The organism is Sulfurimonas xiamenensis (assembly GCF_009258045.1).
Lineage (GTDB): Bacteria > Campylobacterota > Campylobacteria > Campylobacterales > Sulfurimonadaceae > Sulfurimonas > Sulfurimonas xiamenensis.
Genome location: NZ_CP041166.1, coordinates 178,852 through 203,993, shown reverse-complemented (window position 1 = coordinate 203,993; position 25,142 = coordinate 178,852). Strand labels below are relative to the sequence as shown.

The following is a 25,142-nucleotide window of genomic DNA, read 5'->3' as shown; positions in this document are numbered from 1 at the left end:
TTTATAGACCAACTGCACTTAGTGTCTCATATTTACTCATGTAAACCTGAGCCTCGATTTTTCTCATTGTATCAAGCGCGACTTGAACAACAATCAACACCGCAGTACCGCCAAAGAAAAATGGAACACCCATCCCTTTTATAATCATAAACGGCAGCGTTGCAACTAAACCAAGATAGAGTGCACCTGTAAAAGTAAGATTACTTGCTGTTGTATTTAAAAATTCACTAGTTGCATTACCGGTACGAATACCAGGAATAAATCCACCCTGTTTTTTCAGATTTTCTGCAATATCTTTTGAGTTAAAAGTAATCGATGCATAAAAAAATGCAAAGAAAACAACAAAAACAAATGTCAAAAAGTTAAAGAAATAACTATTCGGGTTTAGATGATCTGCAATTGCCATAACAGTAGGGTTTGTACTGCTTGATAAAACAGTCATAGGAAACATAAGTATCGCACTCGCAAAGATAACCGGAATAACACCCGATAAATTTACTTTGATAGGGATATAGTTCATAACTCTTTTATTTTGGTTTTGCATTATAACTTTTTTAGCGTATGTAACAGGTACACGGCGCTCGCCAAGTTCAACATAAATAATTACACCGACAGTTCCAAGTATCAAAGCAAGAATTGCAAGCACAGTTAGAAAACTCATTGCACCTGTATTTACCATTGTAATCGTTTGACCGATTGCACTTGGGATAGCTGATACGATTCCCGCAAAGATAATCAAAGAGATACCATTGCCGATACCGTTTTGTGTGATCTGCTCGCCTATCCACATAAGAAGCATGGTACCTGCTACCATAGAAACAGCAGAAAGCATTATAAATGTGTTATGATCAACCAATATTGCACTGTTACCATTTGGTCCTGTAAGACTCTGAAGTCCGACACTGATACCTATTGCTTGAATGATTGTAATTACAATTGTCGCATAGCGGATAATTTGCATATACTTAACCATTCCGTCACGCTCTTTTTTCATCTGTCCAAGAGGGGCAAATGTAGCTGCTAAAAGCTCCATAATGATAGAAGCAGTAATATAAGGCATAATTCCAAGAGCTATGATTGACATTCTCTCAACAGCATTACCGCTAAACATATTAAAAAGTCCAAGGGCATCTGATTGATGTGAGTCGAAGAATGAAGCGATAACAGAAGCATCTACGCCTGGAACTGGCACATATGCCAGTAGGCGATAAATAAATAAAAACCCGATAGTAATAAGTATCTTATTTACTAGATTTTTATTCACGACTATTTACCTGTAGTAGTAACGCTGTCGTCTTTAATTTTTGATGCTAAATCTTTTGCAGATGCACCAACCAACTTAACTTTAGTAACACAAGCAGCTATTTTATGAACACTACGGATACTCTCCATAGTAATTTCAGAAAGTTCAGCAACTGCTTTTATTTTCTCTACATTGATTACATACGGCTTGATTACACGAGAAGTAAATCCGATTTTTGGAAGTCTTCTTGCTAGTGGCTGCTGTCCACCCTCAAAGTTTCTTTTTCTCTTGTAACCAGTACGAGCTTTTTGACCTTTAGATCCGCGAGCAGCAGTTTTACCTGTTCCCGAACCTTGTCCGCGACCGACTCTTTTACGATTCTTTACAGAACCCTCTGCCGGCGTTAAATTTTCAATACCCATCATCTATCCTTTTAAACGACCTAGTGCTTCAACTGTTGCGCGCACTAGTGTATTTGGATTGTTTGAACCTATTGACTTTGTAAGTATGTCTTGAATACCTGCAAGCTCAAGAACAGGACGAGTAGCACCACCCGCGATTACCCCTGTACCTTCTGATGCCGGCTTTAAAAGAACACGACTTGCATTGTACTTATGTTCAATGTCATGTGCAATTGTAGTACCTTTGATACTTACTTTACTTAGGTTTTTAAACGCATTATCTACAGCTTTTTTGATAGCATCTGGAACTTCTTTCGCTTTTCCAGCACCAAAACCGATAGTACCTTTTTTATCACCAACAACTACAAGTGCTGTAAAACGAAAACGACGCCCACCTTTTACAACTTTTGTAACACGACCTATATTTACAATTGATTCTTCAAAATCTTCTCTATTGATTTCCATTTTAACCCCTAGAACTTAATTTCGTTTGCACGAAGTGCGTCACCAAATGCAGCTATAACACCGTGGTATTGGTAACCATTACGATCAAATACAATCGAAGTGATGTTAGCTGTTTTTAGCGTAGCAGCAAATGCCGCACCAAGTGCAGCTGCACCATCTTTGTTTGCTTTTTGACCTATTGCTTTTGAGTTAAGAGCAGCCAATGTTGTTGCTGTTGCATCATCAATAGCTTGAACACTCAAATAACGATTTGAACGAAACACAGAAACACGAGGAAGTGAAGCACAACCAGATATTTTTGCACGAATACGACGCTTTCTTTTTAAGCGATTAGCAATTTTGCTTTTTAGTACTTTTGCTTTCATCTATACTCCTCCCTTATTTCTTAGAAGTTTTACCGGCTTTACGCACGATATGCTCTTCAACATATTTAACACCTTTGCCTTTATACGGCTCTGGTGGACGGAATCCTCTTACTTCTGCAGCAACTTGACCAAGCGCTTGCTTGTCATGGCTCTTTAAAGTAATAACATTCTTTTCAACGCTTGCTTCGATACTATCTGGCAACTCATAGTTGATATCGTGAGAAAATCCAAGTTGTAGGTTAAGCACTCTGCCGTTTACTGCAGCACGGTAACCAACACCATTGATCTCTAACTGTTTTGTATAGCCAGTTGTTAAACCAGTAACGATGTTTTGAGCCAATGCACGATATGTTCCCCAGAAAGCTCTATGCTCACGAGAATCTGAAAGAGTAGCAAAAGTCAATACATTGCCGTCGATATTGAAAGCAACATTTCCTTTTGTATCTAAATCAACACTATTTTTGCCTTTAGCAAAAGTTATAACATTTCCATTTGCATTTACAGTAATATCTGATGCAAATTCTACAGGTAATTTACCAATTCTTGACATGCTATCTCCCTACCAAACCGTACACATTACTTCACCGCCGATACCAAGCTCGTAAGCTTTATCGTTTGGTAAAACGCCGTGTGATGTACTAACAATAATAGTTCCGTAACCATTTTTGAATCGTTTAATATCTTCTTTGCCTTTGTATACACGACGGCCAGGTTTAGATACTCTTTTCATTTCATTGATAACAGTTTTACCATTTTCATCATACTTTAGTACAACATTAATAGTTTTTTTAACGCCGTCTTCAACAACATTACAACTCTCAATATAACCTTTTTCAACTAAAATGTTTGCTAACGCTTCAACACTCTTAGAGTGAACAAGCGTAGTAACATCCAATCTTCTCATACCAGCATTACGAATACGAGTTAACGCATCCGATACTAAATCATTTATCATTTATTTTCCTTTGCTAATCATTAGAAGTTTCAAAGATAAGCTTTTGCTTACCAGCTTGACTTTCTAACGCCTGGGATTAATCCCTCATTTGCCATTTTTCTAAAACATACACGACAGATACCGAAGTCACGAAGTACAGAGTGTGGACGACCACAAATCTGACATCTTGTATAACCACGAACTTTAAACTTTGGCTCTCTTGCTGCTTTAGCAATCATCGATTTCTTAGCCATTAGTTGCTCCCTTTAGTAAAAGGCATACCCAATTTCTCTAAAAGAGCAAATCCTGCCTTGTCTGATTCAGCTGTTGTAACAACTGTGATGTTCATACCATGGATTTGCATAATAGAATCATAACTAATTTCCGGGAAAATCAATTGTTCTTGCAAACCAAAGTTGTAATTACCACGACCATCAAAACCGTTTCTTGGAACTCCACGGAAGTCTTTTACACGCGGAAGAGCTATAGAAACAAGACGATCAAGAAATCCGTACATTTTTTCACCGCGAAGTGTTACACGAACACCTACAGGCATACCTTCACGAACTTTAAATCCAGCAACAGATTTCTTAGCTATTACAGTACTTGCTTTTTGCCCTGCAATTGCAGTAATAGTATCTTCAATATTTTGAATAAGTTTATTATCTTTCATTGCAAAACCTGCACCTACAGAGATAACGATTTTCTCTAATGCAGGAGTCTGCATTGGATTTTTTATCCCAAGGTCAGCTTGAAGTTCAGATTTTAAACCTAAATATTTTTCTTTCATACGAGTCATTTACTTATGCCTCCACTTTACGAACATTTGAAACATCTATAGGCATCTCTTTGTTGATATGTCCGCCTTTAGTGTTCTCTTCTGTTGGTTTGATTGCTTTTTTAGCTATTTTACAACCCTCAACTATTACCTTGTTTTTCTTCGGTAATACTTCAAGTACAGTAGCTTTTGTTCCGCGATCGTCACCGGCGATGATCTCTACAGTATCGCCTTTTTTGAATTTAAACTTTGCCATTAAACAACCTCCGGTGCAAGAGATACGATCTTCATAAAGCCGCCATAACGAACTTCACGAGCAATCGGTCCGAAAATACGAGTACCGATTGGTTCTCTCTTGTCATCAAGTATAACAGCTGCATTATCATCAAAACGGATTAAAGAGCCGTTTTCACGGTGAATCTCTTTAGCAGTTCTAACAACAACAGCTTTTACAACTTTACCTTTTTTAACTTTAGCAGTAGGAGTCGCTTTTTTTACAGAAGCAATGATAACATCGCCTACTTTTGCATAACGACGCTTGGAACCGCCAAGTACCTTAATACACATAACCTCTTTTGCACCTGTATTATCAGCTACATTTAGACGAGTAAAAGCTTGAATCATTACTCTGCTCCTGATACTACTGTTTTAAGTCTAAAAGATTTAGTCTTAGAAAGCGGGCGACACTCGATTGCAACAATCTCATCACCAACTTTTAACTCATTGCGCTCATCGTGTACCAAGTACTTTTTGAAACGCTTCACAACTTTGTGGTAACGAGGGTGCATTACACGGCGCTCAACAACGATTGTCGCTGTTTTGTCACCTGCAATTTTAACTACATTACCTTGAATTTCACGCTTATGTGTCATTGCCGGCCCCTATTTCGCTGCACTAAGTGCAGTGTTGATTCTAGCAACATCTTTTTTAGCGATACGAAGTTCGCTAGTGTTTTGTAGTTGCATCATCTGTTTTTTTATTTTTAAAGTAAAAAGCTCAGTTTTTTTCTCTTTAAGCATTGCTTGAAGTTCTGCTGTGCTTTTATCTGCTAAATCAGAATATTTCATTGCTCATCTCCGCAGTAATTATTTTTGTTTTGAAAGGCAATTTATGCATAGCAAGAGTTAATGCTTCACGAGCAAGCTCTTCTGGAACACCAGCCATTTCAAAAATGATACGACCCGGCTTAATATTCATAACCCATTGATCAACTGAACCTTTACCTTTACCCATACGAGTTTCAAGAGGCTTAGCAGTCAGTGGCTTAGCAGGGAATACACGAATCCAGATCTTACCATTTCTTTTAATATGACGAGTAGCTGAAATACGAGCTGACTCAATTTGACGAGAGTTAATACGACCTGCTTCTACAGCTTTTATAGCTATATCACCAAATGCCAATGTATAACCCGAGCGAGCGTAACCACGGTTACGGCCCTTCATTACTTTACGATATTTAGTTCTCTTAGGCATCAACATGATTATTCCGCCTTTCCGCTATTTTCGCGTTTTGGAGCACGCTTACGAGCACGCTCTTGTTTCTCTTCTTTTACTTCAGCCGGGATACCTTTAGTAAGTACTTCACCTTTGAATATCCATACTTTAACACCGATACAACCGTATGTAGTATGTGCTTCAGCAAAACCGTAGTCTATCTTTGCACGAAGTGTATGAAGTGGAACGCGTCCCTCTAAATACCACTCTGTACGAGCCATTTCAGCTCCGCCAAGACGACCGCTTACAGATATCTTGATACCTTTAGCTCCGCCTCTTTGTGCATTTTGCATAACTTTTTTCATAGCTCTTCTAAATGCAACACGGCGCTCTAGTTGAGTAGCTACATTTTCAGCAACTAACTGAGCAGAAATTTGAGCTTTCTTCTCTTCTTTGATGTTAACCGAAATAGGTTTACCAACAAGATCTTGAAGAGTTGTTTTTAACTTCTCAATATCTGCACCCTTTTTCCCGATAATAATACCAGGACGAGCAGCAACGATAGTTACACGAAGTCTCTTAACAGTTCTCTCTATGATAATGTTAGAAACACCAGCATAGTAAAGCTCTTTTTTCAAATATGTACGAATTTTGTGATCTTCACCTAAAGCTGCTGGTGCAGTTTTAAAGTTAGGAAACCAACGGCTCTCCCAGTTACGGTTGATACCAAGACGTAAACCAATAGGATTAACTTTTTGACCCATATTATTTACCCTCTACTTCTACTAATATATGCGCTGTCGGTTTTCTGATGCCTGATGCCATACCACGAGCTCTCGGACGAAATCTCTTTAGTACCGGACCATTATCAACACGACATGATGTTACTGTACAATCACTAGCTTCATTACCACTGTTTGCAACTGCTGACGCAAGTACTTTGTAGATAATTTTTGCTGCTTTGTTTGGTGTAAACTCTAAAGCTGCCAATGCTTCTTCAGCGTTCATACCTTGAATCTCTCTTGCAATAAGACGAGATTTAATCGGTGAAACACGGATAAATTTTAATAATGCTCTAGCCATGATTAACCTTTCTTCTGTACAGAGCCCTTATGGCCCTTGAATGTACGAGTTGGTGCGAATTCACCTAGTTTATAACCAATATGGTTTTCTGTTACAAATACCGGAACAAATTGACGCCCATTATGAACATTAAGAGTTAAGCCAACCATATCAGGCAGAACCATACTTCTGCGAGACCATGTTTTGATAGGTTTTTTATTTCCTTCAGATTTGGCTGCAGCCACTTTTTTCATTAAATGATCATCAACAAATGGACCTTTTTTTACACTTCTTGCCATTTAACTACCTCTTCGGATTAGATTTACGGCGAGTAATAATAAGTTTATCACTTGCTTTTTTACGACGAGTTTTTGAACCCTTCGTTGGTTTACCCCATGGAGTAACTGGATGACGACCTGAATTCGTTTTACCTTCACCACCACCATGCGGGTGATCGATTGGGTTCATAGCAGAACCACGAGTTTGAGGACGAATACCCATATGACGACTACGACCTGCTTTTGCTATTACAATGTTGATATACTCTTCATTTCCAACAGTTCCCACAGTAGCCATACACTCACCAAGCACTAAACGCATCTCAGAAGAAGGCATACGAAGTGAAACATACTTGCCGTCACGACCCATAATTTGAGCTGAAGTTCCAGCAGAACGAACCATCTGTCCACCCTTACCTACTTTTAGCTCAATATTATGAACTACCGTACCGACAGGTATATTCATAAGTTTCATTGCATTACCAGGTTTTACATCCAGTCCAGACTCTGCAGACATTACATTATCGCCTACATTTAAACCTTTTGGTAAAAGGATATATCTTTTATCACCATCTGCATAAGTAACAAGTGCAATACGACAGTTACGGTATGGATCATACTCAACTGTAGTTACTGTACCAGGAATACCGAATTTATTTCTTTTAAAATCGATGATACGGTAAAGTTTTTTTGCACCAGCTTCTTTATGGCGAGATGTAATGCGTCCGTTGTTGTTACGACCAGCATGAGCAGGAAGTTTTACAAGCAATGAACGAACACTAGCCTTAGCAGTGATATCACTATTTTCAACATTCGTATAAAAACGACGAGACGGAGTTATCGGTCTATAAGTTTTAATTGCCATGTTAAACCGCCAAACTTTCTATTTGTGCACCCTCAGGTAACTTCACATAAAACTTTTTAAAGTCGTTTTGTTTACCTTGTACACCACGGAATCTTTTTGTTTTTCCGCTTTGATTAAGTGAGTTGACTCTTGAAGGAATTACTCCAAAGTACTCACGAAAAACCTCTTTAAGACCTGTCTTAGTCATACGAGGAGAAGTTTGAACAACAACTATCCCCTCTTCTTGCATGCCAAGAGTCTTCTCTGTATATAGTATAGATTTAATATCTGTAATATCTGCCATTATTTAGCCTCACCTACAAGATTTTCCCATACCGCTTTCTCGATCACTACTGAACGATAATTTGCAGCTAAATAAGCATTTAATTCATTCTCTTCAATCACATATGTGCTTGAGATATTTTCAAATGCTAAATAAGTTTTTTCATCTAAAATCGTTTTTACAAAAAGAGTATCTCTTTGGTTTAACGCTTTAAACATTGCTGCAGCATCTTTTGTTTTACCAGATGCTATCTCAATGCTGTCTACGATGAATAGACTACCATTTTGTGCGTGTTCTGCTAAAGCGAAGTTAAGAGCAAGTTTTTTCTGCTTTTTATTCACTTTAAGGTCATAGTTACGGTTGTTGCTAGGACCAAATGCTTTACCACCGCCAACAAATACAGGTGAACGACGAGAGCCGGCACGAGCACGACCGCCGCCTTTTTGAGCCCATGGCTTCTTACCACCGCCTCTAACTTGTGCACGAGTAAGCGCTGTTGCACTGTTAGCTCTTTGAGCTGCCTGTGCAGACTTTACATACAGGTATAAGTTATGAGGATTAATCCCGGAAAAACTCTCCGGTAAAGCTAACTCAGAAGCTTTTTCCATTTTTTCATTTAGAACTATTGCGCTCATTATTTAGCTACCTTTACACGACCTAAAGAACCGTTAGCTCCAGAAACTGAACCTAAAACCGCAATGATTTTGTTTTCAGCATCATAAGAAACTATCTCATTCTTAACACTATTTTGTGTATTTCCGTATTGTCCAGGCATTTTACGCCCTTTCATTACACGACCTGGCCACTCTGCATTACCGATAGAACCTGTTCTACGACCAAATCTATGACCGTGAGATGCAGGACCACCAGAAAAGTTCCAACGCTTCATCGCACCAGAAAAACCGCGACCTTTAGTAGTAAAAGAAGATTTTAAAACTTTAGCTTCTGCCAAAGGAGTTAAATCTAAATCACCAGCTTCAGTATTTGCTACCTCTAAAGTAACAAAACGGTTAAACTCAGATGAAAGGCTGTATTTTTTTTGCTGACCTTCAATTGACTTATTCATTTTTTTACCGCTATTGTAAGCTACAATTGCGCCATTTTCATTAACTTCACATACTTTAGCATCCAACACTCTTAAAAGAGTAACAGGCTTACTAGGTACTGTGATAGTACGGCTCATACCGATTTTCTCAACAATATATTCCATCATGACCTCCTAGTTATCCATAGAGCGAACTTCAACGTCCACTTCAGGTGCAAGATCTAGTTTCATTAATGAATCTACAGTTTCCGGCGTTGCAGAAACAATATCTATTACTCTAGCGTGTGTACGAATTTCGAACTGTTCACGAGAGCTTTTATTGATATGCGGAGATTTCAATACAGTGTATTTACGAATCTTTGTTGGTAAAGGTATCGGACCACGAATAGCAGCTCCTGTACGCTTAACAGCCTCTACGATTGATGCTACAGATCTATCAAGTACACGATGATCATAAGCTTTCAATTTTAAACGAATTTTTTCCATGTTTTTCCTTCTAAAGAACTCGTCAGGTCTTGCCTAACTATTTAAGGGAGCGGAATTGTACCTAAACTGCTTCAAATATTCAAGAAATTATGGGCTAAAAGTTGGAATTTACATAAATTTATTTCCTTTTAATAAGGAAACAGTAAAATTACAATATGGAAATATTACTAGAAGAGCTATATAAAACCGACATAATTGTTGATAAATTTCACTTTAGAAAACTGTTTTTGGAAAATATAAGCTATCAGATAAACGGCATAACGCAAAGCGGAAAAACAAAACTGGTAAAAAACTACCTCTTAGGGCTTAAAAAAAGCAGCTATCTTTATGTGGATTGCAATGATTTGCGCATAGAAGCAGATCTCTTTAACGCGCTGATGCCGAAATTTTGCAGCGACAATAAGATTGAAACAGTTGTTTTTGACAACTATATACCTGCTTTGCACTTTGTAAATGTAAAGCAGTTGATTATTTGCAGCGAAGTACATTATGAAATAAACTCTTTAAAAACTCTGCGGCTCTATCCGCTTGACTATGAAGAGTTTTTGGCTTACGAACATAAGTACGACTCAACCGCGCTCAACCATTTTTTTCAGCTTGGCGGTTTTCCTTTTATGCATAAAATAAACAGTGATGAAAAAATTATCTATCTGCAAAAAGTACTAAAAAGCGCATTAAGCGAAACAGAGCTTGATATTTTAGTTTTTTGCACAAAAACAATGACACAAAAAATTTCTCCCTACTCTATATATGAAAGACTAAAACAGACACGGAAAATTTCCAAAGACAAACTCTACAGCTCTTTTGATATGCTCTGTAAAAAAGGGTATCTGCATCAGCTTCAAAAAACAAACCATCCAAAAGCCATAGCAAAAATTTATCTCTGCGACATATCACTCAAATCTGCCCTTACAATTGACAAACATTTTGGCAGAATCTTTGAAAATATGATATATTTAGAGATTTTAAAATCAAACAGAGAATCCTTTTATGACGACGGCATTGATTTTTACCTTCCGCAAAACAGCGAGGTAATTTTAGCAACGCCTTTTGCAGATGAGAGAGCACTTTTTAAAAAGATAGAAGCCATAGAAGCATTTATCATTAGATACCAAGTTAAAAAGATAACCGCTGTCACTATGAGCAAAGAAGGGAGTGTAAACCATCCGTTTTCACGCATTGAGATGGTTCCCTTTGATATTTGGGCGTTAGGAGATTAAGATTATAAATAAAATAAAGGATTGTTATATGTTATGCGGCATAGATGAAGCGGGCCGTGGACCGATTGCGGGTGATTTGGTGATAGCAGGATGTATTTTGCACTCTCCGATTGAGGAGTTGTGTGATTCAAAAAAACTGAATGAGAAAAAAAGAGAGATTCTGTATGAGACGATAATCAAAAACTCTGCATACCATATAGTGCAGTTTTCTTCCAAAGAGATTGATGATCACGGCATCTCATCCTGCATGAAAAAAGCTCTTTTGGAGATTATAAATACTCTAAAATGCAGCGAGTACCTTTTTGACGGAAACTCCACTTTTGGAGTAAACGGGCTTCAAACCATGGTAAAAGCGGATGGAAAAGTGCCGGAGGTGAGTGCGGCTTCGATTTTGGCAAAAGTGACGCATGACAGAAATATCATAAAAGATGCAAAAAGATACCCGCTTTATGAGTTTGAAAAACATAAAGGGTATGGAACTGCCAGACATATAGAGCTAATCAAAAAACATGGCTACTGCGATATCCACAGAAGAAGCTACAAGCTAAAAGCGCTTATGCCTACACTATTTTAATCACTATATAAGCAAAAGCCCATATAGTTTTCGCTGGCCGCTATGGCGCAAAACGAAGTTTCTTTAGAAAAGCTTGCCATAAATGTAGCAGATTATTTATTGTTTTAAAAGTTTTCCAGCAAAATCACATTAACGCGCGTCTCTTTTAGAAGGTTGCCATCTTCTTCGCCTGTAATCATCAGTGCGCTTGAATCTAGCATATTTGTAAGTATTGCCGAGCTTCCAACTTTTTTATCTTTGAAATTTACAAAGTATCTGCCCTTTACTATCTCAACATTGCAGGCAGTAAACTCAGTAAAAGAGCTTCTTTTTTTAAAATCTTCGCTCAGCTCCGCTTCAACAATATTGTATGCTCTCTCTCTGCCAAGCATCTTTGCAATAAGTGGCAGGGCATATAAAATCCCCGTTACGGTTGATGAGTAAGCAAATCCGGGGAGCCCCAAAACAAACTTCTGCTCTTTTTTTGCCACTAAAACATGTCTGCCCGGCTTAATTGCCACACCTTTAAAGACAACCTCGGCTCCAAGACCCGGAATAACATCTTTTACAAAGTCATAATCCCCCACGCTTACACCGCCGGTGCTCACTACTATATCGGCACAACTGAGTGCATTTTGAAATATATGCATGATAGAGTCTCTATCGTCGCCTACTGTTCCAAGCTGTATAACTTCTGCGCCTGATTGCTCAAAAAGAGCCGCCAAAGTGTAGTTGTTTGAGCTTCTGATTTGTGCGGGATTGCTGCTGTTTGCACCAAGATCAAGTATCTCGCTTCCTGTAGATATAACTGCGACACGAGGTTTAAGCGCGACTTTTACCATTACATGATTAAGCGCTGCCATAACACCTATCTGCGCAAAACCTATCTTTGTGCCTTTTTTTATAAGCACATCTCCGGCTCTATATCCCTCTCCTATCGGACGAACGGATGAACCTTTGGGAACACTCTCATTTATGATAATCTTCCCATCTTCCACCGTAACATTTTCTATCTGGATAAGCGTATCGGCACCTCCGGGCATTTTAGAACCCGTAAAGGTTTTGATGCACTCTCCGCTGTTGATGGTACGCTGTTCATAGCTGCCGGCAGGATTGTCTCCAAGTATGGTTATGCTTCTGCCGTCCAAATCACTGTGCATTACGGCATATCCATCCATAGAAGCAGTCGGAAACTGCGGGTCACTGTGCTCTGCTACGATATCCTCCGCCAAAACTCTTCCCAAAGAGCAGCTAAGCGGCACATTTTCGTTTCTTGATGCATTTACATGCAGCATATCAAGCATTTTTTGACTTATTTCATAAGGCAACAGACTCATTTTAAAAATCCTTAATTTTATTAGTTCAGTTTAGGGCTTTGTTCCTAAAAGTTCTTATTCTAAGATAATAACCCGCTACCCTTTATGGCTGTTGAGCGGTCAAGCGCATAAACTCTGTCACCGCTTCTTAAATCATACTTCCAGATAGGAGCAGATGCTTTAAAATCCTCTACAAACTCATCTATAAGATCCAAAGCGACACGGCGTTTTGGAGAAAAGACAGCAGATATATAGGAGGATTCGTGAAGCATAACATCGCCGCGCGCATGCGCCATTTTGATAATGGCACCTCTCTCTTTGGCTTTTGCCTGCCATGCTTCAAACCAGCTTTGAAGAATCGGCTCATAGATATCAAAGCTCAAGCCGTCGATACTGTTTTCACTTCTGACGGTTCCGACAAAAGAGATATATGCGCCATAGTTGCTTTTGGCTTCCTGCTCATACCACTCTTTTAAGATTTCAGCAACATTCAAAGGGCCGTTATAGAGGGACAACACTTCTCACCCCCCGCAGACCGGCGGCAGAAGCACAACTCTGTCACCATCTTTTAGCTCTATGTCTCTGCTGCTTACAAGCGTGTCATTTACAGCAACGGCAGAATTCTGTAGCCACTCCTGCATCTGTGCATCATTTTGCAGTATTTTTGCCAGCTCATTGAGATTTGTTATCTCCAAATCCAAAGGCTCTTTTTGTATCGGTCCTAAAAATTCTACTCTTACCAAAAGATTGCTCCATAAACTTTTTTTACTGCTGAGATTATAGCAAACTCATCTTTTTTATAAGTTAAGAGATGTATAATTTGATTTATAACAGAGTGGAGGAATAAATGATTTTTGGAAAAATCGAGTATCTAAATCTTTTGCCATTTCATGTTTTTATGAAACGATTTACCAAAAGCTCTCAGCAGAGCATGAGCATGAACTACTACAAAGGCGTTCCGGCAAAAACAAACAAAAAATTTATCTCTAGAAAAGTGGACGCCGCTTTTATCTCAAGCATTAGAGCAAAAAACCAAAAATATGTAAATCTGGGAATTATCGCAAGAAAAGAGGTTTTGAGTGTTTTGGTTGCTCCGGGAAGTGACAACATAAGCGATGTGGAGTCGGAGACTTCAAACATGCTTGCAAAGATACTAAAAGTACAAGGCGAAGTACTTATAGGGGACAAAGCGCTAAAGTACTATCTGCAAAACAAGCCTCATACCGATCTGGCAAAGATGTGGCATAAAAAGCACAATCTCCCTTTTGTATTTGCGCTGCTGTGCTACCACAAAGATAAAAAACTTTACAAAAAGATTGAGCAGCACTTTCTCAAACGAAGAGTAAAGATTCCACGCTACATCCTTCAAGAGGCTGCTGAGAGAACGGGAATCGGCGAAAAAGAGATACTAAGCTATCTCAATTATATCTCATACAGACTCGATACAAAAGCGAAAAAAGGTCTCGCCAAATTTTACAAAGAGATTCCAAAAGTTTCAACTACTCGTTGATTCTTCTTTTAAGCTCCTCTCTATAGGCCTGTATATCAAAATTTTTCATCATTGACGATCCGCTCTCTATCGCCGCTTGAGCTACCGCGCTTGAGACCTCAACTATAAGCCTTTTGTCAAAAGGTTTTGGGATGATGTACTCCCTGCCAAATTTTAACTTTGTATCGTAAAGCTTATGCAGATAGTCTGGAACTTTTTGCTTGGCAAGCTCTGCCAAAGCCTTTGCAGCTGCTACTTTCATCTCTATATTTATCTTTTTTGCCCTTACATCCAAAGCCCCGCGGAAGATAAAAGGAAAGCCTAAAACATTGTTTACCTGGTTTGCAAAGTCGCTTCTGCCTGTTGCCACTATGGCATCTGGACGCGCTTTTTTGATATCCTTTGGAAATATCTCGGGCGTTGGGTTTGCAAGAGCAAAGATAATCGGATCGTTATCCATGCGCATAATATCCTCTATAGTAAAACTTCCGGGCTTGGAGAGTCCTACTACCACATCCGCACACTCAAAAGCCTGAGAGTGTGTAAGATACTCAGATGAAGCAAACTCTCTTTTGTACTCATTGAGATCGCTACGCCCATTATGCACCACACCGCGGGAATCAAGCATAATAATTTTCTCCGCCCCCATGTGACGGTATAACCGTGCGCATGAGATAGCCGCAGCTCCTGCCCCAACTACAACAATTTTAAGATTTTGCAGCTTTTTGTGAGTAAGCTCGCATGCATTTAATATAGCGGCGGCGGAGATAACCGCTGTACCGTGCTGATCATCATGCATTACTGGGATATCAAGCTCTTCTGTCAGGCGTCTCTCTATCTCAAAACACTCGGGAGCTTTTATATCTTCGAGATTGATTCCTCCAAAAGTAGGTGCAATTGCACTCACAACAGAGCAGAATCTATCGATACTCTGCGTATCTACCTCTATGTCATAGCAGTCAATGCCGGAGAATTTTTTAAACAAAACGCCCTTTCCCTCCATAACAGGCTTGGAAGCAAGAGCGCCTATGTTGCCAAGCCCTAAAACCGCCGTACCGTTGGAGATAACAGCAACAAGGTTGCTCTTGGCAGTGTAGAGATACGCATCCTGCGGATTTTTTTCTATCGCCAGACACGGCACTGCCACTCCGGGCGTATATGCCATGCTCAAATCTTTCAATGTATCGACTGGTTTTGTGGTCTCTACTGAGATCTTCCCCGGACGAGGATACTGATGGTAAGAGAGCGCCTCTTCATCTGTAATTTTGATTATGGACATTTTTGACACTCCTGTTTTTTGTTTTTTGTATTATTGTATCAAAATGTTGTCTACTTTATAGAGGAGATTCCAACCTTCGAACTAGATTCTTCACTTTGTTCAGAATCACGAACCCTCCCGTCACCCTGAGCGAAGCGAAGGGTCTCTGTGTTTTGAACTAGATTCTTCACTTCGTTCAGAATGACGGACTTGCATGTCAAAATGACGGGCTCTGATTCTGCTATTTAATACAAAAACCCAAAAAGCCAAAGTGGGATTTTATTGCCAATGCCAACTTCTAAATCATCACTAGCAACATAAGAGTTTGGTATATCTTTGATTTGGTTAAATCCTTTACTTTTGCCGCCAACTTCAAATGTATATTTCTCTTGGCAATAAAAATCACCGTTGTTACTTGCAAAAATACCTTCGTCGCTGAGTGATTGTTTGTTCTTGTAGTAATTATCCAATTGATTTACAAAGAATGTTTCTCTTAAATTTCCAATATTTGGCTCTTTTGTGTACATCAAATTTGGATTAGCTAAAAAGATTTTTTCAGGTTTGTCAAATGCTTTCATGCTGAGTGAATTTTGCATTAAAAGTTTGATTAGACCTGCATCATCAAGTTTTGCTAGATAATCTTTTAGTGTTCTGTCATCTTTTATATCGGCAGCAATTTTGAGTTCACTTATTTTTGGCTCAAACGGTACACTTTTAATTATGACAGAGAGAAGCATTTTGATTTTCTTTACACTATTACCATTTAGTTTTGGGTAGATACTCAGTAAATCACTCTCGATTGATACATTGATATTTTGTTGCAGTGTTTGCAAAAACATCACTTCATTTGGCATAGACAAAAAATATGGGTAGTAACCGTGTTTTAAATACTCTTTAAAGAGAGGAATTATCTTTTGGTCATTTTGTTCTATTGTATTTTTGATATTGGTTGCTATGTCTATATGGTTTGATACAGCATCTTCTAAAGTAACTGCTTCAAACTTATATTTATAGTGAAGCTCTAAAAACTCCCTAAAACTCATGCCTACCATATTGTAAACAATAGCTCTTCTGCTTAAATCATGACTCCCTTGATTTATTTGCAGAGCTGAACTACCGGTTGCGATTATCTTTAACTTATCAAACCTATCATAGATGTTTTTAAGTTCCGCCGACCAGTTCGAATATTTGTGTATCTCATCAAAACAAAGAAGTTTACCGCCATTGAGTACAAACTCCTCGGCAATAGTTGTCATTGTGTATTTTGAAGAGATTTGTATATCGTCAAGGTTGACATATAATGCTTCGTTTGCTTTGTAGTTCTCATTGATATATTGTGCGACTGTAGTAGTTTTACCGATACCCCTTGAACCGATTATGATAGATAATCTATGCTCTAGTTTTTTTGTTTTAATAAAGTATCTTTTGTACTCTTGGTTATTGATGCTGATAAAATCTCTACTCTTAACAAAAAGTTCTTCTAACATAATATAACCTTTGAATGTTTTATAATCCAATTATATCAAAATATTATATGTAATGCAATACATATAATGTGCCACACACCTAGATTCTTCACTTTGTTCAGAATGACGAACTCTCCCGTCACCCTGAGTGAAGCGAAGGGTCTCTGTGTTTTGAACTAGATTCTTCACTTTGTTCAGAATGACGGACTTTGTTCAGAATGAGGGACGGGGGAGATTCTTCAACGCTTATTATAGTTTGGAGCATTTAAAGTACATACAAAAACTTTGATGAAATTTTTCAAAACTCTTTTTACTAAGGACTCCATATTTTTTTAACACCACACTTTTTGACACCACAAAAGTCTTGCGAATCATCACTTTTGATTTTTTAGGTATATTGCCATTTTCAAAATCAAAATCATCTATGATAACCTCATCATCGTGTAGTTTTTCGACTTTACTGCTTATTGGAATAGCCACAAAGTCATTAAAAGGAAGATTATCTTTTAAAATGAGCACGGGTCTCTTTTTTGATGCTTGCAAGTCACTAAAATAAAACTCACATAAGACTATATCCCCTTGAGCTATTTCCATATCTCATCCTCTGTAGAATCCTTCCAGTCCTCTATCGTATTTACTGTATGATTAGAAAACATTTTCGTCTCTAGCTCATCAGCAGAAACTGATTTTTTGGATTTGACTTCAGGCTCTTCTATAATTTTCAACTCTTTTGAGTTAAGGTTTTTCAATAAAAACATAATATGAGAATAAACTGTATCACCCATTTCTAATTTTATCGTATGCATCTCAAACTCCTTTGGCTTGAATTTTCTCTATTTTATCGTAAATTTGTTTACATTATTTAACATCAACCTAATCCCCTCCCGTCACCCTGAGCCTCCCCTTCCCGTCACCCTGAGTGAAGCGAAGGGTCTCATTGGTTTGAACTAGATTCTTCACTTTGTTCAGAATGACGGAGTCGCATGTCACCCTGAGCAGAGCGAAGGGTCTCTAAAAAGTAAAGCCTTACATCCCTTTTTTTCCCAAAACCACTAAAATTGTTTTGTAGATGATTTTAAGCTCAAGCAAAAGATTCCAGTTTTTGATGTAGTAGAGGTCATACATCAGCTTCTGTCTTGTATCTTCGAGGTTGGCGCCGTATGGGTACATCACTTGGGCCCATCCCGTGATGCCTGGCTTTACAAGGTGTCTCTCATGATAATAGGGAAGCTTTTTTTCATACTCTTCTACCAGGATACTCCACTCGGCTCTTGGTCCTATGATGTGCATCTCACCTCTGAGAACATTGAGCATCTGCGGAAGTTCGTCTATCCTTGTTTTTCTCATAAGCGCCCCAAAGGGGTAGATACGATTATCATTTTCTCTTGTATATGGATCATGATAGGAGTTTTCATGCATGGTGCGAAACTTTCTGCACTGAAAAGTTTTTTTCAGCTCTCCGACACGCTCCTGTTTAAAGTAAAGTTTTCCCGGAGATTCTTTGAACATTTTGTACTTTACTATGTAGATCAAAGGCCATGCAGTCATAAAAAATGTCAATGCGACAAAGTAGTCAAGCGCTCTTTTTTGAAAATACTCAAACTTAGAGTAAGGCTGTATCTCTTCTAAAAAATCTAGGTCCGAATTGTCTTCAGGGATATAGCACTTATGAAGATACTTCTCCATAAAATGCTCTATGCTCATCACTTTGAGAGGTTTTTTTCTTTTTTCAAACTGCAGATTTGTCAAGTACTTGATGATCTCATCGCCTACACTCAACTTGGTATTTAAAACCAAGAGATCGTACGCACTCGACTTTAGCGACTCCTCGAGTTCCCAAAGCACTTCGTTTTGGTCCTGATCCGTATAATTAACAATGCTAATGTTTTTAAATCTCTTTTGAAGTCTTTTAAGTTCAAGCTCTGTAAATTTGTATTTTCTACCCAGCACAAGCATCGAATCGTCTCTTTTCATTTTAAGTAAAACATTGTATATAAAAGAGAATTAAATTATCTATAAACAAAAGGATATCCACTATTTTTCATCTTTTAAAAACTCCAACATTCTAAGTACTTCCCATTGGGGCTTTCAAGCTAGATTCTTCACTTTGTTCAGAATGACGAAGGAGAGATTCTTCACTTTGTTCAGAATGACGGGCTTGAAAAAGTAAACCTCGGACCCTGCTACTCTTTAAATTTTATCATGATAGCAATAGACCTAAAAAAATCTTTGCTCCAAAGATCAAGCTCTCTTTGATCATATATAAATCTACTCACATCTTCTTTTGCCATCAAAATATCTAAATCATCAATTCTCTGATTCAATAACTCCAATATAGAATCTTTTGAAATATCGCCTACATTATCATCAAATGCTTTACAACTCTGTTTCAACCTTGTAGAAAGATGCAATATATCTAACTCGTACCCATTTTTTGCATACCAAACCAAATCATACCAATCTCGTCCCTTTGGTCTATTTTGCCAACCTCTACACAAAACAGCATGCATCTTTCCAGCAAAAAGTGAAGATATACTCATAGTTCTTATTTGAAATGGTATTGGTGTCAAATGCAATCTCTCTTCTTCTTCAAAATTTAAAGGAGGTTTTGTATCGACTTCAAATTTTATTTTTAACTTTTTAGTAGATGGATATTTTGCCACTATATCTTCTGGGGCATTTATCGCTATGAGATGCTTCACTGTATTGCCTTTGACAAAAGCAGATTGCACAGCACTATTGTCTTTGATTTTTGTTTCTACAACACCTTCAAATCCATAGTTTTTTAGATGTACTAAGATATTTTTTTCGTATTTTGATAAATCAAATGAATTATCAGGCTCAATCAGAGAAAAATCCAAATCCTCAGAATATCTTGGCAACTTATGAAGTATCCGAAGTGCCGTGCCTCCATAAAAAACTGCATATTTAAAAAAGCCTGCATCATATAAAGCATACAAAACTATCTCTTGCAAAATCTCCCTTAAAACCTCAAAAGGGTTATCTTTATTTAAATCATGTTGATTTAACATCGCTTCTATATGTGGGTGGATTTTAGCCATTTTGAATCCTTTTTAATCTATTTGCAACAAGCAATAAAACTTTTGAACTATATGCCATAGCGATATACCAAAAAAGTTTGCTATCAAGTTTCAAAAGCTCCTCATAATCTATCCGTAAATCCTCTTCCAAATAGTCCAATATTTCATCATCTTTGAGATTTTTTGCTCTTTTGTCGAAATAGATTTTATCACAAAGTGCTTTTTCAGGTGTGGCTATAAAGTATCCTCCATCTAGATCATTATATTTCCAGTCTATGCCCAAAGAGTAAGCTTTTGTTGGAATTTTTTGATAACTAAAGTTTCCTAGCTGTGTTGCATACTCTACTGATTTTGATAGCGTCGCTGAAGTGATTGTATATACTCGCTCTGGAATCAGTCCATGATATGACAAAGCATACTCAAAAGAGACATATGAGGGCTGATGAATCATATTGGCAGTCGCTATATAATTGAGCTTCGATACTCTATACTTGTCACTAAAAGCATATATACCTCTTTTAAGACTAATCAAATCACCATTTTTTACCATATAGTTTATCTTTTGAATCGGCTGGGAATATTCTTTTTTGAGTACACTTTTGAGCATATCAACAGTGAAGACATTTAACTTAATCGTATTTCTTATATCTAATGTATCCATAAGCAAATTATATTAAGATTAATATATATTTAATCTTAATACTAATAAAAAATCTGTTAAATTCATATTTTATGTGTATTTTAAATTAAATATAGTTTAAATCATATACATATCCACTTCACCATTTAACATTAACCCTGTACTCCTCCCGTCACCCTGAGCTTCTCCTTTCGTCACCCTGAGCGGAGCGAAGGGTCTATTTGGGGCTTTCAAACTAGATTCTTCACTTCGTTCAGAATGACGGGATCGCATGTCACACAGCAAACCAAAAAACTAAACCTCTGACCCGCTACTGCGCTATCTCATCAAAAAGTTCTTTGACTTTTTTCATCTCATCTGTTTTTAAAGATGCTAGTTTTTCCACAAATCTATTATTATCAATAGAACGAATTTGTGTAATTACCAAATCAGAATCTTGTAGTAACTTTTCTCTTTTTTTAACTCTCATGCGGATAGGTTCTGCATCATCTATTAGTGAAGTAGTAAGTGGGATTACTATGGTTGTCGGGTACTCGCTATGATTTAATTCATCATTTTGAAAAATAAGTACAGGGCGAATCTTGCCCATTTCATTGTTCTTTTTGACGGGATTAAGATTGGCAAGCCAAATTTCTCCTCTACAAACCATCGTTTAAAGTTCCTTCAAAGTTTTTATACTCATCTTTATCTGCATTTTTTGTTTTTTCTACAGCTTTGAGTATTCTGCTTTTTTTACTTTTTTCAACATTTTTGGCATAGTACTCTATCGCCTCGCGTATTACATCGCTTTTTTTCTTGTGCAATGTATTTGCCAGAGTATTGAGTTTATTTTCCAAAACATCATCAAGACGAACAGTTGCTACCATAATTTATCCTTTTGTATTTTGTAATACAGTATTATATCATACATTTGTCAAACTAGATTCTTCACTTTGTTCAGAATGACGGAGTTTTGTTCAGAATGACGGAGTTTTGTTCAGAATGACGGACTCGCATGTCATCCTGAACTTCCCTTCCCGTCATCCTGAACGGAGTGAAGGGTCTCCTCTCAACTTCTCACCATCTATCATCAACCCAACACCCTCTTCCACACTAAACAGAAGCGCGGCAATCCAGCACTTAAAAAAATTCGTTTATTTATGCTTATTAATTTTTGTAGATTATAATTGTTCTAGTGATATGGTCTCAACAATTTGTGAATTTATCAGTTGTTTATCAGAGGTAACCAGTGTAGCATTTTGAACTATTGCTGTAGCTACTATTATACTATCGGGTAGTTTTATTTTTGATTTTCGTCTTGTTTTTATTGTCTCTTCTTTGATATTAGAAGTTAGTTCTATGGATTGAAACTTACTGAGTGCAAGCTCCAAACTCTCTTCATCTTTTTTAGTAAGATTACTATAAGAAAATAGCTCAATTTCCGTAATAATAGATACTAAGTACTCATTGTTAGGAAACTTAAAGCCTTTGTTGAGTGCATAAATAATAGTGTTAGTATCAAGAAGATATTTTTTCATTGTCTATCCCACTCACTTCTTATATCTTTTTGCCATTGCAGTGGATCTTTTATATCCTTAAAAGCATCAATTTGAAACTGAGAAAAGTCTATACATTCTTGTTTTTGAACTACTTCTTTTTCTTCATCTTCGACAATCTCTAGTTCGTTTGTTTTGAGGTTTTTCAACAAAAACATCAAATGAGCATAAATCCCATCACCAACATTCAATTTAATCGTATGCATCTCAAACTCCTTTGGCTTGAATTTTCTTTATTTTATCGTAAATTTGTTTACATTATTTAACATTAACTTTTTCCCCTCCCGTCACCCTGAGCGGAGGGAAGGGTCTCTTTGGAGCTTTCAAACTAGATTCTTCACTTCGTTCAGAATGACGGACAGGGGAGATTCTTCACTTTGTTCAGAATGACAAACTCTCCCGTCACCCTGAGCAAAGCGAAGGGTCTCTGTGTTCAGAATGACAGACTCGAAAAAGCAAACCTCTGACTTGCTATTATTCCAACTCTTCAAAATATGGTTTGATCATTTTAATACTTTCTGATTTTTCATCACTCTCAATAGCTAAAAAGGAGTTTTCTTCATAGAAAGATAAGACTTTGGGATTATTTACAGAATCGATAAGAATAAATCTACCTCCCAAATTTTTGTGAGAGTTGTCGATTATGTCCAAGGCATCGGCAAGCATATACTCACCTGTTTTAGATTTTTCGCATTTATCTGATTTTCCAAGCTGTCCTATTAAAAAGCAAGGTATTGTTTTAATATTATCTTTGTAGCCATCTAAAAGTTTGATAATCTCTTTAGATATACCATCTGTAAAAAATACACTTATTGCAATAGTATAATAAGCTGCCACTTCTTTTGTTTCGTTATCGATATAAAGATAGGTTCGTGAACGAAGATGCTGCTCAAAAGTTAAAGCTTTATTATGTAAAAAATCTTGAAGATCCAAATTTCTAGAGCAAGAAAAAGTTTTAAGAACTTGTTTGGTTTTTCGTTTAGATGGGGATTGAGAGATTATTTCAGATAATTGGAAACATGAAAAAGCTTCATCAAATTGCTTACGGGTCATAAGTACTAATGAAGCCTAAAAAAGGTCACTGACAGATAATTTTCTATCTTTAGTTTTTTTAAGTTTTGGTCTTTTTACAGAATTAAATTTTTTAACTCTATCCATATTGCTTTTAGAAAACGCTTTACGGATAAATTTTTCATTTTCTGTCTTTAGTATCAATGGTTCTAAAAAAGCTTTTGTCATCAAATCCTCCTATTTCTGTATTTCTTTTATTGCACATTATACACAAAATCAATTTATAAAAACTTAAATAAATATTAAGCATATTTCTCCTCGTCCCTCTGAACGGAGCGAAGGGTCTCATTGGGACTTTCAAACTAGATTCTTCACTCTGTTCAGAATGACGGAGTTTTGTTCAGAATGACGAACTCTCCCGTCACCATGAACCTCCCCCTCCCGTCACCCTGAGCGGAGTGAAGGGTCTCATTGGGGCTTTCAAACTAGATTCTTCACTCTGTTCAGAATGACGGAGTTTTGTTCAGAATGACGAACTCTCCCGTCACCCTGAGCCTTCTTCCCGTCACCCTGAGTGAAGCGAAGGGTCTCATTGGGACTTTCAAACTAGATTCTTCACTTTGTTCAGAATGACGAACTCTCCCGTCACCCTGAGCTTCCCCTCCCGTCACCCTGAGCTTCCCATCCCGTCACCCTGAGCATCCCCTCCCGTCACCCTGAGCGGAGCGAAGGGTCTCTTTGGAGCTTTCAAACTAGATTCTTCACTTCGTTCAGAATGACGGACTTCATTCAGAATGACAGACTCTCAAAAAACTAAACTTTTGAATGTTGTATTTATCTTTATATTAAGACCAATGGCGTCTGTAAGTAAAAATTTCATTTCAAAATATCCTTTATGGCATCCAAATATTTATCTATCACTACCTTTTCATCAAACTCTTGCAAGATTTTTTTTCTTCCAGCCTTACCCATTTCTTTTCTTTGCTCATTCGTTAGATTTAGCATCATCTCTATCTTATCAGCCAAATCTTTTATGTTTTTCACTTCGCACAGATATCCATTTACTCCATCATCTACTACATCACGGCAGCCTACATTATCAGTCGTGATGATTGGTTTAGCCATACTAGCACTTTCAAGAAGTGTTCTGGGCGTTCCTTCTCTATAAAAAGACGGCAACACTATGCAATCAGCTTTTAGTATAATTTCTGTTACATTATCACTCACACCCAAATAATTTACAAGCTCAGCATCTACCCATTTTTGCATTTGTTCTTTTGATATAGCACTGTTGTTTTCAACATCCAAAAAACCTAAAAGTTGAAACTCTACATTTTTATATTTTTGTTTTATGATCTTGGCAGCTTCAACATACTCCCCCACACCTTTATCCCACAGCATTCTAGCTATAAGTAAAAACCTAAAAGCAGCATCAACCTTTTTATAATCTACAGGGACAAATTTATTTGTATCCACTCCGCTTCCTGGCAATATATCACATTTGTTTTTATCAACCAGTTTTTCATCAATAAACATCTTATAGTCATCACTATTTTGAAAAAATATCTTATCTGCTTTGGATTGTGAATATTTATATAACCATTTAGCTATCTTTGTAATAAAATTTTGCTTGATAAAAAGAGTACCCAATCCAGCAATATTGTTTATAGTTTTGATTCCTAACATATTCGCTGCTATAGTGCCGTAAATATTTGGTTTTATAGTAAAGTGCAACACTAAATCAGGTTTTATTGTTTTATATAGTTTATAAAACTGTAGTATCGTCTTTATATCTTCTTTTGGATTTGTTCCTTTGTTATTCATCCAAATACCATGGTACTCAAACTCTTCTTTTAATCTATCGCTATAGTTATCATACGGTGCAACCAAAATTACATCATATCCATTTTTTTTTAATTCTTTTGCTAGATTAAATCTAAAATTAAATAAACTCCAAGAGGTGTTTGACACTATTGCTATTTTCTTACTCAATAT

The 25,142-nt window shown here is 37.3% G+C and carries 41 protein-coding genes; 3 read left to right on the top strand and 38 right to left on the bottom strand.

Annotation, left to right across the window (positions count from 1 at the left end; genetic code table 11):
* Position 1: 1 nt before the first annotated feature.
* From secY to rpsJ, 21 genes are read right to left on the bottom strand one after another with little or no spacing between them, the layout of a single operon-like run.
* Positions 2–1,264: a preprotein translocase subunit SecY gene (secY, locus tag FJR47_RS01155; protein WP_152298666.1), complete on the bottom strand. Its 1,263-nt coding sequence runs from the start codon at positions 1,262–1,264 to the stop codon at positions 2–4.
* Positions 1,265–1,266: 2 nt separating this feature from the next.
* The gene (gene rplO / locus FJR47_RS01150; RefSeq protein ID WP_152298665.1) at positions 1,267–1,665 is read right to left on the bottom strand and encodes a 50S ribosomal protein L15; all 399 of its coding nucleotides are present in this window, start codon (positions 1,663–1,665) and stop codon (positions 1,267–1,269) included.
* 3 nt (positions 1,666–1,668) lie between these two features.
* Positions 1,669–2,109, bottom strand: a complete 441-nt coding sequence (gene rpsE / locus FJR47_RS01145; protein ID WP_152298664.1) for a 30S ribosomal protein S5 — start codon at positions 2,107–2,109, stop codon at positions 1,669–1,671.
* 8 nt (positions 2,110–2,117) lie between these two features.
* Positions 2,118–2,474, bottom strand: coding sequence for a 50S ribosomal protein L18 (gene rplR, locus FJR47_RS01140; RefSeq protein WP_152298663.1), 357 nt, complete (start codon positions 2,472–2,474; stop codon positions 2,118–2,120).
* 13 nt (positions 2,475–2,487) lie between these two features.
* Entirely contained in the window at positions 2,488–3,024 is a 537-nt protein-coding gene (gene rplF / locus FJR47_RS01135; RefSeq protein WP_152298662.1) for a 50S ribosomal protein L6, read from the bottom strand.
* Between the two features lie 9 nt (positions 3,025–3,033).
* Positions 3,034–3,429 carry a 30S ribosomal protein S8 gene (rpsH, locus tag FJR47_RS01130; protein WP_152298661.1) on the bottom strand — a complete coding sequence of 132 codons (396 nt, stop codon included), beginning with the start codon at positions 3,427–3,429 and terminating at the stop codon, positions 3,034–3,036.
* Positions 3,430–3,476: 47 nt separating this feature from the next.
* On the bottom strand, positions 3,477–3,662 hold the full coding sequence (locus FJR47_RS01125; RefSeq protein ID WP_152298660.1) for a type Z 30S ribosomal protein S14: 186 nt from the start codon (positions 3,660–3,662) through the stop codon (positions 3,477–3,479).
* Positions 3,662–4,207 (bottom strand): 50S ribosomal protein L5, encoded by a 546-nt coding sequence (gene rplE, locus FJR47_RS01120; protein ID WP_152298659.1) that lies wholly within the window; start codon positions 4,205–4,207, stop codon positions 3,662–3,664. Before rplE ends, FJR47_RS01125 begins: the two co-directional genes overlap by 1 nt.
* 4 nt (positions 4,208–4,211) lie before the next feature.
* A complete protein-coding gene (gene rplX / locus FJR47_RS01115) occupies positions 4,212–4,442 on the bottom strand; it encodes a 50S ribosomal protein L24 (protein WP_152298658.1) in 231 nt (76 codons plus the stop codon).
* Positions 4,442–4,810, bottom strand: a complete 369-nt coding sequence (gene rplN / locus FJR47_RS01110) for a 50S ribosomal protein L14 (protein WP_152298657.1) — start codon at positions 4,808–4,810, stop codon at positions 4,442–4,444. The genes rplX and rplN overlap by 1 nt, the downstream gene beginning before the upstream one ends.
* Positions 4,810–5,058, bottom strand: coding sequence for a 30S ribosomal protein S17 (gene rpsQ / locus FJR47_RS01105; RefSeq protein ID WP_152298656.1), 249 nt, complete (start codon positions 5,056–5,058; stop codon positions 4,810–4,812). Before rpsQ ends, rplN begins: the two co-directional genes overlap by 1 nt.
* Positions 5,059–5,067: 9 nt before the next feature.
* Entirely contained in the window at positions 5,068–5,253 is a 186-nt protein-coding gene (gene rpmC / locus FJR47_RS01100) for a 50S ribosomal protein L29 (RefSeq protein WP_152298655.1), read from the bottom strand.
* A complete protein-coding gene (gene rplP / locus FJR47_RS01095; RefSeq protein WP_152298654.1) occupies positions 5,240–5,665 on the bottom strand; it encodes a 50S ribosomal protein L16 in 426 nt (141 codons plus the stop codon). The genes rpmC and rplP overlap by 14 nt, the downstream gene beginning before the upstream one ends.
* 2 nt (positions 5,666–5,667) lie before the next feature.
* Positions 5,668–6,384, bottom strand: coding sequence for a 30S ribosomal protein S3 (rpsC, locus tag FJR47_RS01090; RefSeq protein WP_152298653.1), 717 nt, complete (start codon positions 6,382–6,384; stop codon positions 5,668–5,670).
* 1 nt (position 6,385) lies between these two features.
* Positions 6,386–6,703, bottom strand: coding sequence for a 50S ribosomal protein L22 (gene rplV / locus FJR47_RS01085; RefSeq protein ID WP_152298652.1), 318 nt, complete (start codon positions 6,701–6,703; stop codon positions 6,386–6,388).
* A 2-nt stretch (positions 6,704–6,705) separates the two neighbouring features.
* A complete protein-coding gene (rpsS, locus tag FJR47_RS01080; protein WP_152298651.1) occupies positions 6,706–6,981 on the bottom strand; it encodes a 30S ribosomal protein S19 in 276 nt (91 codons plus the stop codon).
* 4 nt (positions 6,982–6,985) lie between these two features.
* Positions 6,986–7,825, bottom strand: a complete 840-nt coding sequence (gene rplB / locus FJR47_RS01075; RefSeq protein WP_152298650.1) for a 50S ribosomal protein L2 — start codon at positions 7,823–7,825, stop codon at positions 6,986–6,988.
* Position 7,826: 1 nt separating this feature from the next.
* Complete coding sequence (locus FJR47_RS01070; protein WP_152298649.1) at positions 7,827–8,108, bottom strand: 50S ribosomal protein L23; 282 nt, start codon at positions 8,106–8,108, stop codon at positions 7,827–7,829.
* Positions 8,108–8,722, bottom strand: coding sequence for a 50S ribosomal protein L4 (gene rplD / locus FJR47_RS01065; RefSeq protein ID WP_188093733.1), 615 nt, complete (start codon positions 8,720–8,722; stop codon positions 8,108–8,110). The genes FJR47_RS01070 and rplD overlap by 1 nt, the downstream gene beginning before the upstream one ends.
* Positions 8,722–9,297, bottom strand: a complete 576-nt coding sequence (gene rplC / locus FJR47_RS01060) for a 50S ribosomal protein L3 (protein ID WP_152298647.1) — start codon at positions 9,295–9,297, stop codon at positions 8,722–8,724. The genes rplD and rplC overlap by 1 nt, the downstream gene beginning before the upstream one ends.
* Before the next feature lie 9 nt (positions 9,298–9,306).
* Positions 9,307–9,618: a 30S ribosomal protein S10 gene (gene rpsJ, locus FJR47_RS01055; RefSeq protein ID WP_152298646.1), complete on the bottom strand. Its 312-nt coding sequence runs from the start codon at positions 9,616–9,618 to the stop codon at positions 9,307–9,309.
* Positions 9,619–9,773: 155 nt separating this feature from the next.
* Between rpsJ and FJR47_RS01050 the strand changes: the two genes are divergently transcribed.
* Both FJR47_RS01050 and rnhB read left to right on the top strand, forming a co-directional pair.
* A complete protein-coding gene (locus tag FJR47_RS01050; protein WP_152298645.1) occupies positions 9,774–10,838 on the top strand; it encodes an ATP-binding protein in 1,065 nt (354 codons plus the stop codon).
* Positions 10,839–10,866: 28 nt separating this feature from the next.
* On the top strand, positions 10,867–11,412 hold the full coding sequence (rnhB, locus tag FJR47_RS01045; RefSeq protein WP_152298644.1) for a ribonuclease HII: 546 nt from the start codon (positions 10,867–10,869) through the stop codon (positions 11,410–11,412).
* 104 nt (positions 11,413–11,516) lie between these two features.
* Here the strand turns inward: rnhB and FJR47_RS01040 are convergent, their stop codons facing one another.
* From FJR47_RS01040 to FJR47_RS01030, 3 genes are read right to left on the bottom strand one after another with little or no spacing between them, the layout of a single operon-like run.
* Positions 11,517–12,728: a molybdopterin molybdotransferase MoeA gene (locus tag FJR47_RS01040; RefSeq protein WP_152298643.1), complete on the bottom strand. Its 1,212-nt coding sequence runs from the start codon at positions 12,726–12,728 to the stop codon at positions 11,517–11,519.
* A 59-nt stretch (positions 12,729–12,787) separates the two neighbouring features.
* Positions 12,788–13,225 (bottom strand): molybdopterin synthase catalytic subunit, encoded by a 438-nt coding sequence (locus FJR47_RS01035; RefSeq protein WP_152298642.1) that lies wholly within the window; start codon positions 13,223–13,225, stop codon positions 12,788–12,790.
* A gap of 3 nt (positions 13,226–13,228) precedes the next feature.
* Positions 13,229–13,450 carry a MoaD/ThiS family protein gene (locus FJR47_RS01030; protein ID WP_152298641.1) on the bottom strand — a complete coding sequence of 74 codons (222 nt, stop codon included), beginning with the start codon at positions 13,448–13,450 and terminating at the stop codon, positions 13,229–13,231.
* Positions 13,451–13,554: 104 nt separating this feature from the next.
* Between FJR47_RS01030 and FJR47_RS01025 the strand changes: the two genes are divergently transcribed.
* The gene (locus tag FJR47_RS01025; protein WP_152298640.1) at positions 13,555–14,217 is read left to right on the top strand and encodes an MqnA/MqnD/SBP family protein; all 663 of its coding nucleotides are present in this window, start codon (positions 13,555–13,557) and stop codon (positions 14,215–14,217) included.
* Here FJR47_RS01025 and FJR47_RS01020 read toward each other — a convergent pair.
* The 14 genes from FJR47_RS01020 to FJR47_RS00960 form a co-directional block, all read right to left on the bottom strand.
* Entirely contained in the window at positions 14,207–15,475 is a 1,269-nt protein-coding gene (locus tag FJR47_RS01020; RefSeq protein ID WP_188093732.1) for a malic enzyme-like NAD(P)-binding protein, read from the bottom strand. The two genes, FJR47_RS01025 and FJR47_RS01020, sit on opposite strands and share 11 nt — an antisense overlap.
* A gap of 224 nt (positions 15,476–15,699) precedes the next feature.
* On the bottom strand, positions 15,700–16,941 hold the full coding sequence (locus tag FJR47_RS01015; RefSeq protein ID WP_152298639.1) for an ATP-binding protein: 1,242 nt from the start codon (positions 16,939–16,941) through the stop codon (positions 15,700–15,702).
* A gap of 228 nt (positions 16,942–17,169) precedes the next feature.
* Positions 17,170–17,514, bottom strand: coding sequence for a type II toxin-antitoxin system PemK/MazF family toxin (locus tag FJR47_RS01010; RefSeq protein WP_152298638.1), 345 nt, complete (start codon positions 17,512–17,514; stop codon positions 17,170–17,172).
* Positions 17,505–17,726: a hypothetical protein gene (locus tag FJR47_RS01005; protein WP_152298637.1), complete on the bottom strand. Its 222-nt coding sequence runs from the start codon at positions 17,724–17,726 to the stop codon at positions 17,505–17,507. The genes FJR47_RS01010 and FJR47_RS01005 overlap by 10 nt, the downstream gene beginning before the upstream one ends.
* 220 nt (positions 17,727–17,946) lie before the next feature.
* Complete coding sequence (locus tag FJR47_RS01000) at positions 17,947–18,894, bottom strand: sugar transferase (protein WP_241855409.1); 948 nt, start codon at positions 18,892–18,894, stop codon at positions 17,947–17,949.
* 209 nt (positions 18,895–19,103) lie between these two features.
* The gene (locus FJR47_RS00995; RefSeq protein ID WP_152298636.1) at positions 19,104–19,982 is read right to left on the bottom strand and encodes a nucleotidyl transferase AbiEii/AbiGii toxin family protein; all 879 of its coding nucleotides are present in this window, start codon (positions 19,980–19,982) and stop codon (positions 19,104–19,106) included.
* Positions 19,975–20,511, bottom strand: a complete 537-nt coding sequence (locus tag FJR47_RS00990) for a type IV toxin-antitoxin system AbiEi family antitoxin domain-containing protein (protein WP_152298635.1) — start codon at positions 20,509–20,511, stop codon at positions 19,975–19,977. Before FJR47_RS00990 ends, FJR47_RS00995 begins: the two co-directional genes overlap by 8 nt.
* Before the next feature lie 400 nt (positions 20,512–20,911).
* A complete protein-coding gene (locus FJR47_RS00985; RefSeq protein ID WP_152298634.1) occupies positions 20,912–21,250 on the bottom strand; it encodes a type II toxin-antitoxin system PemK/MazF family toxin in 339 nt (112 codons plus the stop codon).
* Entirely contained in the window at positions 21,240–21,467 is a 228-nt protein-coding gene (locus FJR47_RS00980; protein ID WP_152298633.1) for a CopG family ribbon-helix-helix protein, read from the bottom strand. The genes FJR47_RS00985 and FJR47_RS00980 overlap by 11 nt, the downstream gene beginning before the upstream one ends.
* Positions 21,468–21,761: 294 nt before the next feature.
* Positions 21,762–22,118: a type II toxin-antitoxin system VapC family toxin gene (locus FJR47_RS00975; protein ID WP_152298632.1), complete on the bottom strand. Its 357-nt coding sequence runs from the start codon at positions 22,116–22,118 to the stop codon at positions 21,762–21,764.
* A complete protein-coding gene (locus tag FJR47_RS00970; protein WP_152298631.1) occupies positions 22,115–22,342 on the bottom strand; it encodes a hypothetical protein in 228 nt (75 codons plus the stop codon). Before FJR47_RS00970 ends, FJR47_RS00975 begins: the two co-directional genes overlap by 4 nt.
* A 268-nt stretch (positions 22,343–22,610) precedes the next feature.
* Positions 22,611–23,189 (bottom strand): hypothetical protein, encoded by a 579-nt coding sequence (locus tag FJR47_RS00965; protein WP_152298630.1) that lies wholly within the window; start codon positions 23,187–23,189, stop codon positions 22,611–22,613.
* Between the two features lie 15 nt (positions 23,190–23,204).
* Positions 23,205–23,375: a hypothetical protein gene (locus tag FJR47_RS09690; protein ID WP_188093731.1), complete on the bottom strand. Its 171-nt coding sequence runs from the start codon at positions 23,373–23,375 to the stop codon at positions 23,205–23,207.
* Between the two features lie 648 nt (positions 23,376–24,023).
* The gene (locus tag FJR47_RS00960) at positions 24,024–25,139 is read right to left on the bottom strand and encodes a glycosyltransferase family 4 protein (protein WP_152298629.1); all 1,116 of its coding nucleotides are present in this window, start codon (positions 25,137–25,139) and stop codon (positions 24,024–24,026) included.
* Positions 25,140–25,142: the final 3 nt, after the last annotated feature.